Origin of the sequence: Escherichia sp. 20412-1 (assembly GCF_003027595.1) — a bacterium.
GTDB classification, from domain to species: Bacteria; Pseudomonadota; Gammaproteobacteria; order Enterobacterales; family Enterobacteriaceae; genus Escherichia; species Escherichia marmotae.
Window position 1 is genome coordinate 15,689 of sequence record NZ_PYQM01000029.1, and the last position, 13,398, is coordinate 29,086.

Here is a 13,398-nt window from a genome sequence, read left to right on the forward strand (position 1 = left end):
TGTGAACCTCCCTTCTTGCGAAGAGAGTAAGGGTGAGGCGTAAATTTTCCTCACCCTGCCCCTCTCCCAAAGAAGAGGGATAAAGCCGTTACTCGTCTTCTAACAATGCTTCGTATGCGGTGGCGTCCAGCAGTGATTCCTGTTCGCTTTCATCGCTGGCTTTGATTTTAAAGATCCAGCCGCCAGTGTATGGCTCGCTGTTTACCAGTTCCGGGGAGTCGCTCAGTGCGTCGTTCACCGCTACGATTTCACCACTTACTGGCGCATAAATGTCTGACGCCGCTTTTACTGATTCGGCAACCGCGCAGTCATCGCCCGCGCTTACCGTTGCGCCCACTTCCGGCAGGTCAACAAACACCATATCGCCTAACAGTTCCTGAGCATGCTCGGTGATGCCAACGGTGTAAGTGCCGTCAGCTTCTTTACGCAGCCATTCGTGTTCTTTGCTGTATTTCAGTTCTGCTGGTACGTTGCTCATCAATCAATCTCCAAAAAAGTAAATCACGCGACGGCTTTGCCGTTACGCACAAAAACAGGTTTAGTCACTTTTACCGGCATTTCACGGTTGCGAATTTGCACAATCGCCGTTTCGCCAATGCCTTCCGGCACACGCGCCAGCGCAATGCTGTAACCCAGCGTTGGGGAGAAAGTCCCGCTGGTAATAATGCCTTCATGCTGATTACCCTGCGCGTCGGTAAAACGCACCGGCAGTTCATTACGCAGCACACCTTTTTCGGTCATCACCAGACCAACCAGTTTCTCTGTGCCATGTTCACGCTGCACTTCCAGGGCTTCACGACCGATGAAGTCACGGTCAGTCGGTTCCCAGGCGATGGTCCAGCCCATGTTGGCTGCCAGCGGCGAGATGGTTTCGTTCATCTCCTGACCATAAAGATTCATGCCCGCTTCCAGACGCAGCGTATCACGCGCCCCCAGACCGCATGGCTTAACGCCCGCTTCCACCAGCGCACGCCAGAAATCTGCTGCTTTTTCATTTGGCAGCGCAATTTCATAGCCCGTTTCGCCGGTATAACCGGTGGTGGCAATAAACAGATCGCCCGCCTGCACGCCAAAGAACGGCTTCATGCCTTCCACCGCCTGACGCTGGGCGTCATTAAACAGTGTGGCAGCTTTTACCTGAGCATTCGGCCCTTGTACGGCAATCATGGAAAGGTCATCACGAACGGTAATTTCAATGCCGAAGGGTTCAGCGTGTTGGGTTATCCAGGAGAGGTCTTTTTCGCGGGTGGCGGAGTTAACAACGAGGCGGAAGAAATCTTCAGTGAAGTAGTAAACGATCAGGTCATCTATCACTCCGCCAGAGGCATTCAACATCCCGGAGTAGAGCGCTTTGCCACTTTTGGTGAGCTTCGCCACATCGTTCGCCAGCAGATAACGCAGAAACTCCCGGGTGCGGCTGCCGCGGAGATCGACGATGGTCATATGCGACACATCAAACATTCCGGCATCGGTTCGTACCGCATGATGTTCGTCGATTTGCGAACCGTAATGCAGCGGCATCATCCAGCCATGGAAATCCACCATGCGTGCGCCGCAAAGCGTGTGTTGTTCGTACAAAGGAGTCTGTTGTGCCATCTTGTCCTCATTGAATAAGCGGGGCTGACAACTTTTTCACAGTGAAATTATCACCACGAAACCCAGCATCGGAGCCACTCCCGGTCCCCAACGCAATCGTTCTCTTTTCTCTGAACTTACCACCGAAATAGACGGTTAACCATAAGGTAAAATTGATCATCACATTAGCTTATGGTTAAAAAACGCAAAAATCTCAACAGAATAAAAAACCAAAAATTGATTTTATTTTTATATAAACACAATGCATTAAGAAATTGAATTTGGGTAAAGCAATATTAAGAACTGAAAATATGTCAAAAATCACTAAATCAAAAAATCGTAACATTAGAAAATATAATGCGAAATTGAAGGTGAAATTAGTTTATTTCAAATGAGGAAAATCTCCCGACAGAAAAACCGGGAGATTAAAGTGTGATGGGTATCAAATAAACAACAGAGGAGAAATTTTTAACGCAACCATTCAGGCAAATCATTTAACCCCATTGCCTGACGAATAAGCTGCGGCTTAACGCCAGGCAGCGTGTCGGCCAGTTTCAAACCAATATCGCGCAGCAGTTTTTTCGCCGGATTAGCTCCGGAAAAGAGATCGCGGAATCCTTGCATACTTGCCAGCATCAGCGCCGCACTGTGCTTGCGGCTGCGTTCATAGCGACGCAAGTAAATGTACTGCCCGATGTCTTTGCCCTGACGGTGCAGACGTTTCAGTTCGGCAATCAGCTCTGCGGCATCCATAAAGCCGAGATTCACCCCCTGCCCCGCCAGCGGGTGAATGGTATGCGCGGCGTCGCCCACCAACGCCAGGCGGTGAGCGGCAAACTGGCGGGCATAACGCCCCGTCAACGGGAACACCTGACGCTCGCTCTCAACCTTGCATAAGCCCAGGCGATTATCAAAAGCGATATTTAATGCGCGATTAAATTCATCTTCGCTCGCCTGCTGCATCCGCTGCGCCTCCTGAGGAGGTAATGACCAGACAATCGAGCAAAGATGCGGATCGCTCAGCGGCAAAAAAGCCAGAATGCCTTCACCGTGGAAAACCTGGCGCGCCACCGCTTCATGTGGTTCTTCAGTACGAATGGTCGCTACCAGCGCGTGATGCTGATAATCCCAGAAAGTCAGCGGGATATCGGCTTTGTTGCGCAACCAGGAATTTGCCCCGTCCGCGCCAATCACCAGACGCGCCGTTAACATGCTGCCGTCTTTCAGCGTCAGGAAGGTTTCGTTTTCCCCCCAGGCGACTTGCTGTAATTCTGCAGGGGCAAACAGGGTGATATCTGACGACTGTTGCGCTTTGTTCCACAGCGCGTAGTGAATCACTGCGTTTTCAACAATATGCCCAAGATGGCTATAGCCCATGCTTTGATCGTCAAAAGAGATGTGACCAAAACTGTCTTTATCCCACACTTCCATACCGTGATAGCAACTGGCTCTACGGAAGAGAATGTCCTGCCAGATGCCAAGACGGGTGAGTAATTTTTCGCTGGCGGCATTGATAGCCGAAACGCGCAGTTGTGGTGGTGCATCCGCCGCCAGAGGTTCCGGTACACGCTGTTCCAGTACGGCGACGCGTAAGCCGCTCCCCTGTAAGCCGCAGGCAACCGCCAGCCCCACCATGCCGCCGCCAACAATGGCTACATCAACACTTTGCATTGTTTATTCCTTAAAACAGCCTTCAACGCGCCACCCAACCGAGGGTGCGCTGCGTCAGCACATCGCGTGCCGGAGTGAATAATTCCATCGCCATCAGCCCGAGGTTGCGCCCGACAACCAGCGGCACCCAACGGTTGGCAAAAAGATGCACCAGACTGTCCGTAACGCCGATAGTCGCTTCGCGATCGCTCTGCCGACGCTGCTGGTAGCGGCACAATACGCCGTAATCACCAATGTCTTCACCACGTTCTTGCGCCTGAGTCAGGGTTTCTGCAAGGCTCATAACATCACGCATACCGAGGTTAAATCCTTGTCCGGCAATCGGATGCAGGGTTTGCGCTGCATTACCCACCAGCACGGTGCGATGGGTAATGGGTTTAGCGGCGCGGGTTAACGCCAGCGGATAAGCACTGCGTTTACCGGCGTGGGTAATTTGCCCCAGACGCCAGCCAAAAGCGGACTGGAGTTCACGGCAAAACGTCTCGTCGCTCCACGCCATGACCTCATCGCCCCGTTCCAGCGGGTGACACCAGACCAGCGAACAACGTCCGCCAGACATCGGCAACATCGCCAGCGGGCCATATTGCGTAAAGCGCTCAAAAGCACGGCCTTCATGCGCAACAGAGGTAGCAACATTAGCAATCACTGCCAGTTGTTCGTAAGGCTCTTGCTGCCAGTCAACGCCGCAGGTGGTCGCTAATGCTGAATGCGTACCATCAGCCGCAACCAGCACACGCCCCGTCAGCGTCTCGCCACTCTCCAGCGTTACGGCAACGTTATCCTGAGTACGAGAAACGTTAGCAACGCGATCCGGACAGTGCAGCGTCACGCCAGGCGCTTTGCGCAACAATGTAAACAGCCGTTGCCCGACATTGTGCAACTCAACAACCTGCCCCAGTGCCGCCAGTTGATAATCTTCTGCGGCGAGGGTGACGAATCCAGCATGACCGCAATCGCTGACATGAACAGTGGTGATGGCGGTTGCGCAATCAGCCAGAGATTGCCAGACGCCGATGCGCGCCAGTTGCTGGCAGGTGCCCGCCGCCAGCGCAATAGCTCGGCCATCAAAGCCAGGATGAACATGTGATTCCGGTGCAGTCGCTTCAATCAGATGTACCGGCAGCGCCCCGTGACTTAACCGGGAAATAGCCAGCGCCAGCGTCGCGCCAGCCATGCCGCCACCGACGATGATTACGCTCATTGCTTTCTCGCGGCCGCCATCAATGCTTCGATTTCTTCCGGCTTTTTCACCACGCTGGCGGTGAGGTTTTCGTTACCGGTTTCAGTAATCACAATATCGTCTTCAATACGAATGCCGATACCGCGATATTGTTCCGGCACATCTGCATCCGGCGCGATATACAGCCCCGGCTCTACGGTCAAAGCCATACCCGGTTCAAGAATGCGCGAGCGATCCTGACCATAAACACCCACATCATGAACATCCAGACCTAACCAGTGGCTAAGGCCATGCATAAAGAAAGGACGATGGGCATTTTGGGCGATCAGTTCATCGACGTCACCTTTCAGGATCCCCAGTTTTACCAGGCCACTAATCATGATACGCACCACTTCACCCGTGACTTCCTGAATGGAGGTTCCCGGACGATACAGGCGCAAACTGGTTTCAAGAGACTCCAGCACAATGTCGTAGATTTCACGCTGTGCCTGAGTGAATTTGCCATTGACCGGGAAGGTGCGGGTAATATCGCCAGCGTAACCTTTATATTCACACCCCGCGTCAATCAACACCAGGTCGCCGTCGCGCAGTTCACACTCGTTTTCGGTGTAATGCAAAATGCAGCCATTTTCACCGCTGCCGACAATGGTGTTGTAGGAAGGATAACGTGCGCCGTGGCGGTTAAATTCGTGGTGAATTTCGCCTTCCAGATGGTACTCAAACATTCCTGGACGGCATTTTTCCATCGCCCGAGTGTGCGCCAGTGCGGTGATTTCACCAGCGCGGCGAAGTACGGCAATCTCTTCTGGCGATTTGAACAGGCGCATTTCATGAACAACAGGGCGCCAGTCGATCATCGTTGCCGGAGCGGTGAGATTTTGCCGCGAGCCTTTACGCAGTTTTTCCAGTGCACTGTTCACTATTTCATCAGCATACGCATATTCGCCCTGGGCATGGTAAACCACATCCAGACCGTTAAGTAGTTGATAAAGTTGCTGATTGATTTCGCTGAACGCCAGTGCGCGGTCAACGCCTAGTTTTTCCGGTGCGGCATCTTGCCCCAGGCGACGGCCAAACCAGATCTCTGCCGTCAGGTCGCGAACGCGGTTAAACAGAACGCTGTGGTTATGAGTGTCATCGCTTTTAATCAGCACCAGCACTGCTTCTGGCTCATTAAAGCCAGTGAAGTACCAGAAGTCGCTGTTTTGACGATAGGGATATTCGCTGTCGGCGCTACGGGTCACTTCTGGCGCTGCGAAAATCAGCGCGGCGCTGGCAGGTTGCATTTGCGCCAGTAAAGCCTGGCGGCGGCGCTGAAATTCTTGCTGAGATATCTCACTCATAACACTCTCCTTACGTTTTTTGTTTTTAGTGTAGAGTCGGCTTTTGTACTTCTGGCGCGGTCGGTTGCGGATGGGTAAAGGTGTCGTGACATAACAGCGCAGCAACACGAACGTATTCAATGATCTCTTCGAGGGACATTTCCAGCTCTTCCTGATCTTCGTCTTCGTCGTAGCCCAGTTGTGCAATGTTACGCAAATCGTCAATAGCTTCACCGGTTTCACCGGTCACTTTGTCGAGCTTCGGTTGTGTGACACCAAGACCAAGCAGGAAGTGATTTACCCAGCCTGCCAGTGCATCAGCGCGATCGAAAACGCTGACATCATCGCCATCAGGCAGATAAAGCTGAAAAAGGAAGCCGTCATCTTGCAGGGCATCGCTGGTAGCAGAGTGCATTTTACGCAATGCCTGTGCCAGCTCATGACCGAAAGCCATGCCTTCGTTCGTCAGGTCATGAAGCAGCGGCAGCCATGAGCTGTCATCATTGCCACCGCAAAGCATCCCGCTGATTAAACCATGCATTTCAGCAGGGGTCAGACCTGTCCCTTGTTGGTTCAGATACTGGTTCATCTCGTTGTAACCAGGCATTTCGTTCTGTATAGACATAAGCATTCGACATCAAAGGGAGGAAGATTCATGATATGCTATCACTTTGGACCCTGGTGAACCAGAAAAGGGCTTGTCTCATTGCACCAGGGTAGCTATAGTTTCGCCCCTTCGCAGACCAAAGGTCTGAAGGCGAAGGCAGCGCAGTCAATCAGCAGGAAGGTGGCATGTCTGCACAACCCGTCGATATCCAAATTTTTGGCCGTTCACTGCGTGTGAACTGCCCGCCTGACCAAAGGGATGCGTTGAATCAGGCTGCGGACGATCTGAACCAACGGTTGCAAGATCTGAAAGAACGCACTAGAGTCACAAATACAGAACAGTTGGTTTTCATTGCTGCATTGAACATCAGCTATGAGTTAGCGCAAGAAAAAGCGAAGACTCGTGACTACGCGGCAAGTATGGAACAGCGTATTCGGATGCTGCAACAGACCATAGAACAAGCGTTACTTGAACAAGGTCGCATCACCGAAAAAACGAACCAAAACTTTGAATGACACTTTTCGGTTTACTGTGGTAGAGTAAACGTGAAGACAAAATTTCTCTGAGATGTTCGCAAGCGGGTCAGTCCCCTGAGCCGATATTTCATACCACAAGAATGTGGCGCTCCGTGGTTGGTGAGCATGCTCGGTTCGTCCGAGAAGCCTTAAAACTGCGACGACACATTCACCTTGAACCAAGGGTTCAAGGGTTACAGCCTGCGGCGGCATCTCGGAGATTCCCTTCTTATCTGGCACCAGCCATGACACAACTACCAGAACTTCCACTTACATTATCCCGACAAGAAATCCGTAAAATGATTCGGCATCGCCGTCGTGCCTTAACGCCGGAGCAACAACGCGAAATGGGTCAGCAGGCCGCAACCCGGATGATGAACTACCTCCCTGTTGTAATGGCGCATACGGTTGCCGTTTTTCTCTCATTTGATGGCGAACTCGACACCCAACCGCTCATAGAACAGCTCTGGCGTGCCGGTAAGCGCGTATATCTTCCAGTTTTGCATCCCTTTAGTGTCGGTAACTTACTGTTCCTGAATTACCATCCGCAAAGTGAACTGGTGGTGAACAGATTAAAAATCCACGAGCCGAAACTGGACGTGCGCGATGTACTTCCCCTTTCCCAATTAGATGTCCTCATAACACCGCTGGTAGCCTTTGATAAGTACGGTCAACGCCTGGGAATGGGTGGCGGTTTTTATGATCGGACATTGCAAAACTGGCAGCACTATAAAATGCAGCCAGTTGGTTATGCACATGATTGTCAGTTAGTAGAAAAACTTCCTGTCGAAGAGTGGGATATTCCGCTACCTGCGGTGGTTACACCGTCAAAAGTCTGGGAGTGGTGAGGACGACACACTCCCATAGAGTAATTAATACATTTGACGATAAAGCTGCTGGATATCCGTCAAGGTTACAGGCCGAGGATTGCCCCCTGTACAAATGTCAGCCATAGCGGCAGTCGCTAAAGCCATCACATCCTCTTCTTTCATCCCAATTTCGCGTAAGCGTGATGGAATACCGATATCCTGATTAAGTCTTCGAACCGCGTTCACTGCCTCTCTACGCGCTTCGGATAATGGCATGGTATACGCTTGCGGTATATCAAACGCTGCCGCTATATTGCGATATTTCTCCTCGGTAAATTCCGCATTCCACTCCATGATAGACGGTAGCAAAACAGCATTCGCCACGCCATGAGGCGTACCGTAAAATGCACTCAACGGGTGCGCCATGCCGTGCACCAACCCCAACCCAACATTTGAAAAGCCCATCCCGGCAATGTATTGTCCCAGCGCCATATCTTCGCTCGCCTGTGTATCTCCTGCCACGGAAGCTCTTAGCGCATCGGCAATGAGTCCAATCGCTTGTATATGGAACATATCTGTCAACGTCCATGCGCCGAGAGTGGTGTAACCTTCAATCGCATGTGTGAGTGCATCAATCCCGGTTGCCGCTTTTAATGATGGCGGCATAGAAGACATCATGTCTGCATCAATAATTGAAGCCACTGGTACAGAATGTGGATCGTAACAAACAAATTTGCGCCTATTCTCCACATCTGTGATGACATAGTTAATGGTCACTTCTGCCGCAGTCCCCGCTGTAGTTGGAACAGCAATAGTCGGTATCGCAGGGTTCTCTGTGGCTGCGCCCCCTTCCAGAGAACGAACATCGGCAAAACCAGGATTAGCAATAATTATTCCAATTGCTTTAGCCGTATCGATTGAAGAACCGCCCCCTACCGCAATCAAATAATCTGCATTACTGCACTTAAACGCCCTGACGCCAGCTTGTACATTTTCTATTGTTGGATTCGCTTCAACGCCATCGAATACTGTGTAAGTGAGATCGTTGTGCTTTAATAAGTTAGTTATTTTTTCGTTTACACCGCACCGGACAATCTCTGAGTCCGTTACAATAAATGCTTTTGTTAATTTTCGTTTTTTTACTTCATCAAGGATGCGTTTTATCGCCCCATTACCAAAATAGGCAATGGGATTAAGTACGATTCTGTTTGTCACAATGATTTCCTTATTCAACGGATGTTGTGTTATAAATGGATTAATAAATTTTTCGTTTAATCATGACCAAAACCAATAGCAAATAATCTTTTCAACTCCGAAATTGCTTGCTGTTCATCAACACCTTCACAAATCAGTTCAACTTGAGAGTTAGCTTTGATACCTGCCGTTAATAACGCCATCGCACTGTGTGGTTTGATATTTTTTCCCTTATAGTTTAAGGTTGTCACACATTGAAATTGTCTTACAGTTTTCGCTAGTACACTTGCAGGTCGGGCATGAAGCCCCGTTTTGTTTGTCACCCACACTATTTCTTTAATCATAGGCCACCTAATTTCTCTATAGCTAATAGTGGCTCATCTAATAACCTGTGGATACGACCAGCATGCCAGTTCCTCACCACTAAATACTTTCGGTTCCTGCAGACCATTTACCAGTAGTGTGTGATAATAAATTTCAGCCAGTTCTTCCAGGTAGGCGGATTTTAATACAGCATCATAAGACGACACATCAACGGTCATCGCTCCATGGCGACCTAATAAAATAGCATCGGCTTGTTGTAGGGGCTCAATGATACTTAATGCCAGCTCTTGAGTACCAGGTAATGCAAATGGTGCAACGGGTACAATCCCCTGTTGCAGATTTAAAATTGCACATTCATAAATAACCGCGGGGATACTTTTTTCCAGTACTGCAAAAATGGAAGCAAAACGTGAATGCGTATGACAAACAGCGTGAATATCCTGCCGTGTCCGGTAGGCCTGCAGGTGCATCATACATTCACTGGTGGGTCGCAGCCCGGAAAGGTTTTCGACAATTTCTCCCTCTGGAGAAAGGACAACGATATCCCGAACGGTTAATTCATTTTTGTCAACGGTGGTTGGTGTAACACAGATAAGCCCCGTTTCTGGATCCCGGACACTGGTATTCCCGGCTTTGTGCTTACACATCCCCCACTGTTGGGTCGTTTTTGCCATTTCTACAACTTGCTGCTTTAGTATTTCTAACATAATAACGTTCCTTCTGTTGATTACGAGTAGTATTGTAACGCTCGTATGATCACTTCTTTATCTACTGCGTCACGAATAAATTTTGCGCCATTGCATTCTTCAAGATAATTATTTAACTGCGATAAAGCTTTTAAATGCCCCTGCGTATTATGGGTTGCACATGTAATGATAATATCTGCATATATATAATCATTTATCAGAACCGGATGTGGTAATCGATATAATGAAAAGCCAATTTTATTAACGCCTTCATCAACTCCGGCATGAGCAATTATCACCCCTTCCCCTAACATAATATATGGCCGCTCGTTAATAATCTTATTAATAATCGCAGATATATAACATGACTCGATTACACCATTTTTCAGTAATGGTAATGCTGCCTGATGAATAACTTCTTGCCATGTCTTTGGTATATCCATCTCAAGAGTGATAAAATCTTTCTGCAGCAAGCTGCCCAAAGAGGGTAACGGATGGGCTGCCACTAAATTGTTAACGGGTCTTGAATGGCTATAGAGGTAATCTTCAAGAGCAGTCCGAAGATCCTTTCGTTGTTGGATAGTGCCATACCGTTCAACGATAGCTAAAACATTCTCAACCTGTACAGATTCATTATCCTGATATCCCAATAACGAAAGAGCCTGACCGCGTAGCGTATTTTTTTGTCCATTATCAAAAGGTAAATTAATTAGCAACAAAGGGCGATGGGTCGAAAAAAGGCTGGTGCTAAAAATAACGTCATGCTCTTTAGTATATTTTTCATACTCGCGAAATGACAAGATATCCTGAAAGTAGATTTCAGGCAGCAGCGATTGTAACGTCAAGAAAATCCATGTAGAAACCGTGACATTACCTGAGCTCACCACAACTCCAGACTTTTTCACTTTAACCTTATGCAGCAACCCCTCACGCGTTAACCATCCCCCAAATATTACCGTCAATGAGGCAACTTCCTCTTCCGGTAGTCCTTGCTGCAGCAAACTCTCCAGCGGGCTAATTGAGCGAATGACAAGTTGATGAAGATAGTTAAACTCCTGAGCAATTAATTCATAAACTCCAGAATCATAAGTAAAATTATAAATAATGCGATAATAAGCTGGCTTCCAGTGTTGATAGATTTTGTTAATCAACTCATCCTTGTCACGAAAGGCAATACAGCATAATTTCTCAAAATTATTAACAACAGCAACTATCCCTTCTAACAATAATGGCTCAAGATTAAAATAACGATCTGAAATTGTCTGAATATTTGCACTACGAATTATCGCCGTTAAAAATGATTGTTCAGAAACCTGGTTAATACCTACTTTATTTAAAATCTCACCTATAATTAAAAACTCACGAGTCCGGTAGACCTCATGGAGATGTTCTGGCAAAGCATGTAGAATTTTCCCGGCACTAATTCGTAGCATGACCAGACTCATGTATAAAGTCAGTTGCTGGATTTTCTCATCGGTCAGAAATATTTTAAACTCATGTTCAATTAAGGTCAGTGCATCAGCAAACACTCTCCGGTGCAGTTCAACATTTTTAGTAATTTCTACAGTGAAATCCTCAAAAAATGGTCTGGAAAGACAATAAGTCACAACCTCCAGTAATAAGTATCTTTTTTGGATTTCACTGCCCTCAATAAAATAGCCCTGCCTCCTTTCATAAACGATCAGAACTTCGTAGCGATCAGTTATTGAATTAATTTTCTTAATATCATTAAGAATAGTATTCTGGCTTACACGTAATGTTTGAGTAAAGTGAAAAAGTTTAATTCTCTCATTACGACACAATAATAAAAACAGTATAATATAATGTCGCTCTTTTTCGCTATAGACATAACGCTCGTTAAGCTGATATTCAATATCGCTGTAAAAAAGTGCTAATACATTAGCATCAACACTGAAACCACCGCTGCGTTGACGGGAAATTGGCAAAAGTTCTTTCGTCGCCAGATAGTCATTTATTTTAAGCAATGTATAACTGAGTTGTTTCCTGGTTAATACAAATTTCTTACACAACTCTCCACTGGTAATAAGAGGTTCACGTACTATGGCATTCAGCACTGCATAAATACGGTTATCAATCATAGTAACAACCTCTTTATTATAAGTATTGCGGGTTAGGATTTTTACTCTACTTGTTTCGCGTCCTGTGATAACTCTCGACAATAAAAGTAAAAGCCAATACTCCAGATTATTGCCATTACTAATGGAACAAAATTCCCTTGCATAAACTGAAATAAATGAGAAAACGCATAGGTAAACACTGGTGTATCAATACAGCTATTTGATATGAGCTTACCTACAGGAATGTCTATCGCTTTGGTCACATTCCCCAGCTCAGTAATTATGGGTGCAAACTCAGTCCCCACAAATAAAAATAATGGAATACCAATAAAACTAAGAATGACCATTCGTAAAGTATTACCCTGCGTTAACAGATAGGCCGGAACCACTAACACTATGTTAATAATGCCGGCAAAAGGAAGAATTTTATTCCCCGGTAAGATTATAGCCCAGAGCAAGGTAAGAGGAATTGCGACAATAATAACAAACCAAATTTCACTCGCCCCGCCAAGAAATGGCCAGTCAATACCAACAAAGAGCTTACGTCCTGAAAACCGTTTATTCATGTAATCACTAATCGCTTCAGAGAGTGGCGATAGTGCCTGCATAAAAAACTTCGAAATGACAGGAAATAGATGTAACGCCGTAGCCGCCTGTATTCCCAACATCAAGGTTTTCGCCACATCGTAACCCGCTACGATGCCAAAAAGTATCCCGAGGATGAAACCAATAACATGGTTTTCCGCAAAGATCCCGACTTTCTTACGTAACGTTGCCGCATCCATTGGTTTATTCAACAAAGGAATTTTGCGTAACAACACATCAAAGGGATAATAAATAGCACCGAGAAACATCATCCGGTGCGTGCAGGTAATTCCCGGGATCCCGGTCATTTTCTCGATACGATACTGGTGTAAGTCACCAGACTTTAGTTCGAGGATAATTTGCAAAGAGGCGATGATAAATGCTATCACTAATGCCCAGGTTGAGCCAAACAGTGGCGTTACCGTCCCCATAACGATAAATGCGGTAAATATTTTCCCCCAGACATTCCATAAATCTGCATTGAAAGTATCGGTCTTTTTTAACATCAGCATCAGGATATTGATGCCAATCTGCAATGGGAACATTAAAAACGCATATGGCCAGGCCCATGAAATATTTGCCATTGTGGTCCAGCCACCATCAATGATGCTAAGTTCAAGTCCTGTTCGTTTCATCATTGCTTCAGCAGCAACACCGATGGCTCCAACCATAAAGCCGATAAGCATACTCATGCCCACAAAAGCCACACCAAGTGTTATTGCAGCCGAACAGGCTTCTTTAAAACGCATTTTGACACAAAGCCCAGCTAACAGCATAATAAATGGCACGAAAACCGGAGCACCTAAATTCAGGATGTAATTAATTATTTGCGCAAGAAAATCCATAGTATTT

The 13,398-nt window shown here is 47.3% G+C and carries 14 protein-coding genes and 1 other RNA gene; 4 read left to right on the forward strand and 11 right to left on the reverse strand.

Going from position 1 to position 13,398, the window contains the following annotated elements; translation table 11 throughout:
* Positions 1–88: 88 nt before the first annotated feature.
* Together gcvH and gcvT are read right to left on the reverse strand one after the other, a co-directional pair.
* Entirely contained in the window at positions 89–478 is a 390-nt protein-coding gene (gene gcvH / locus C7B16_RS17365) for a glycine cleavage system protein GcvH (protein WP_105266595.1), read from the reverse strand.
* Between the two features lie 23 nt (positions 479–501).
* Entirely contained in the window at positions 502–1,596 is a 1,095-nt protein-coding gene (gcvT, locus tag C7B16_RS17370) for a glycine cleavage system aminomethyltransferase GcvT (RefSeq protein WP_107179946.1), read from the reverse strand.
* A gap of 290 nt (positions 1,597–1,886) precedes the next feature.
* On the opposite strand from gcvT, the gene C7B16_RS24610 reads away from it, so the two are divergent.
* A complete protein-coding gene (locus C7B16_RS24610) occupies positions 1,887–1,970 on the forward strand; it encodes a hypothetical protein (RefSeq protein WP_122983120.1) in 84 nt (27 codons plus the stop codon).
* A gap of 73 nt (positions 1,971–2,043) precedes the next feature.
* Here the strand turns inward: C7B16_RS24610 and ubiI are convergent, their stop codons facing one another.
* Genes ubiI through ygfB form a run of 4 tightly spaced genes read right to left on the reverse strand, consistent with a single transcriptional unit; the run spans position 2,044 to position 6,373 of the window.
* On the reverse strand, positions 2,044–3,246 hold the full coding sequence (ubiI, locus tag C7B16_RS17375; RefSeq protein WP_107179947.1) for an FAD-dependent 2-octaprenylphenol hydroxylase: 1,203 nt from the start codon (positions 3,244–3,246) through the stop codon (positions 2,044–2,046).
* Between the two features lie 22 nt (positions 3,247–3,268).
* Positions 3,269–4,447 (reverse strand): 2-octaprenyl-6-methoxyphenyl hydroxylase, encoded by a 1,179-nt coding sequence (gene ubiH / locus C7B16_RS17380; protein ID WP_016262508.1) that lies wholly within the window; start codon positions 4,445–4,447, stop codon positions 3,269–3,271.
* Positions 4,444–5,769 carry a Xaa-Pro aminopeptidase gene (pepP, locus tag C7B16_RS17385; RefSeq protein ID WP_001290085.1) on the reverse strand — a complete coding sequence of 442 codons (1,326 nt, stop codon included), beginning with the start codon at positions 5,767–5,769 and terminating at the stop codon, positions 4,444–4,446. The genes ubiH and pepP overlap by 4 nt, the downstream gene beginning before the upstream one ends.
* A 25-nt stretch (positions 5,770–5,794) precedes the next feature.
* Positions 5,795–6,373, reverse strand: a complete 579-nt coding sequence (ygfB, locus tag C7B16_RS17390; RefSeq protein ID WP_001517036.1) for a UPF0149 family protein YgfB — start codon at positions 6,371–6,373, stop codon at positions 5,795–5,797.
* 167 nt (positions 6,374–6,540) lie between these two features.
* Between ygfB and zapA the strand changes: the two genes are divergently transcribed.
* From zapA to C7B16_RS17410, 3 genes are all read left to right on the forward strand, one after another.
* Positions 6,541–6,870 carry a cell division protein ZapA gene (gene zapA, locus C7B16_RS17400; protein ID WP_001276008.1) on the forward strand — a complete coding sequence of 110 codons (330 nt, stop codon included), beginning with the start codon at positions 6,541–6,543 and terminating at the stop codon, positions 6,868–6,870.
* 41 nt (positions 6,871–6,911) lie between these two features.
* A non-coding RNA gene (gene ssrS / locus C7B16_RS17405) (6S RNA) lies at positions 6,912–7,095 on the forward strand.
* 20 nt (positions 7,096–7,115) lie between these two features.
* On the forward strand, positions 7,116–7,718 hold the full coding sequence (locus tag C7B16_RS17410; protein ID WP_107179948.1) for a 5-formyltetrahydrofolate cyclo-ligase: 603 nt from the start codon (positions 7,116–7,118) through the stop codon (positions 7,716–7,718).
* 24 nt (positions 7,719–7,742) lie between these two features.
* Here the strand turns inward: C7B16_RS17410 and fucO are convergent, their stop codons facing one another.
* From fucO to C7B16_RS17435, 5 genes are read right to left on the reverse strand one after another with little or no spacing between them, the layout of a single operon-like run.
* On the reverse strand, positions 7,743–8,894 hold the full coding sequence (gene fucO, locus C7B16_RS17415) for a lactaldehyde reductase (protein ID WP_000184888.1): 1,152 nt from the start codon (positions 8,892–8,894) through the stop codon (positions 7,743–7,745).
* A gap of 56 nt (positions 8,895–8,950) precedes the next feature.
* Complete coding sequence (locus C7B16_RS17420; protein WP_016249169.1) at positions 8,951–9,217, reverse strand: HPr family phosphocarrier protein; 267 nt, start codon at positions 9,215–9,217, stop codon at positions 8,951–8,953.
* A 33-nt stretch (positions 9,218–9,250) separates the two neighbouring features.
* Positions 9,251–9,904 carry a class II aldolase/adducin family protein gene (locus C7B16_RS17425; protein WP_000889975.1) on the reverse strand — a complete coding sequence of 218 codons (654 nt, stop codon included), beginning with the start codon at positions 9,902–9,904 and terminating at the stop codon, positions 9,251–9,253.
* Between the two features lie 20 nt (positions 9,905–9,924).
* Entirely contained in the window at positions 9,925–11,982 is a 2,058-nt protein-coding gene (locus C7B16_RS17430) for a BglG family transcription antiterminator (protein ID WP_000566770.1), read from the reverse strand.
* Between the two features lie 41 nt (positions 11,983–12,023).
* Entirely contained in the window at positions 12,024–13,391 is a 1,368-nt protein-coding gene (locus C7B16_RS17435; protein WP_107179949.1) for a PTS galactitol transporter subunit IIC, read from the reverse strand.
* Positions 13,392–13,398: the final 7 nt, after the last annotated feature.

What these genes read in the sequence shown, in the direction of transcription:
- gcvH (WP_105266595.1), bottom strand. Translation starts at nt 478, where the DNA reads ATGAGCAACGTACCAGCAGAACTGAAATACAGCAAAGAACACGAATGG.
- gcvT (WP_107179946.1), bottom strand. Translation starts at nt 1,596, where the DNA reads ATGGCACAACAGACTCCTTTGTACGAACAACACACGCTTTGCGGCGCA.
- C7B16_RS24610 (WP_122983120.1), top strand. Translation starts at nt 1,887, where the DNA reads ATGTCAAAAATCACTAAATCAAAAAATCGTAACATTAGAAAATATAAT.
- ubiI (WP_107179947.1), bottom strand. Translation starts at nt 3,246, where the DNA reads ATGCAAAGTGTTGATGTAGCCATTGTTGGCGGCGGCATGGTGGGGCTG.
- ubiH (WP_016262508.1), bottom strand. Translation starts at nt 4,447, where the DNA reads ATGAGCGTAATCATCGTCGGTGGCGGCATGGCTGGCGCGACGCTGGCG.
- pepP (WP_001290085.1), bottom strand. Translation starts at nt 5,769, where the DNA reads ATGAGTGAGATATCTCAGCAAGAATTTCAGCGCCGCCGCCAGGCTTTA.
- ygfB (WP_001517036.1), bottom strand. Translation starts at nt 6,373, where the DNA reads ATGTCTATACAGAACGAAATGCCTGGTTACAACGAGATGAACCAGTAT.
- zapA (WP_001276008.1), top strand. Translation starts at nt 6,541, where the DNA reads ATGTCTGCACAACCCGTCGATATCCAAATTTTTGGCCGTTCACTGCGT.
- C7B16_RS17410 (WP_107179948.1), top strand. Translation starts at nt 7,116, where the DNA reads ATGACACAACTACCAGAACTTCCACTTACATTATCCCGACAAGAAATC.
- C7B16_RS17420 (WP_016249169.1), bottom strand. Translation starts at nt 9,217, where the DNA reads ATGATTAAAGAAATAGTGTGGGTGACAAACAAAACGGGGCTTCATGCC.
- C7B16_RS17425 (WP_000889975.1), bottom strand. Translation starts at nt 9,904, where the DNA reads ATGTTAGAAATACTAAAGCAGCAAGTTGTAGAAATGGCAAAAACGACC.
- C7B16_RS17430 (WP_000566770.1), bottom strand. Translation starts at nt 11,982, where the DNA reads ATGATTGATAACCGTATTTATGCAGTGCTGAATGCCATAGTACGTGAA.
- C7B16_RS17435 (WP_107179949.1), bottom strand. Translation starts at nt 13,391, where the DNA reads ATGGATTTTCTTGCGCAAATAATTAATTACATCCTGAATTTAGGTGCT.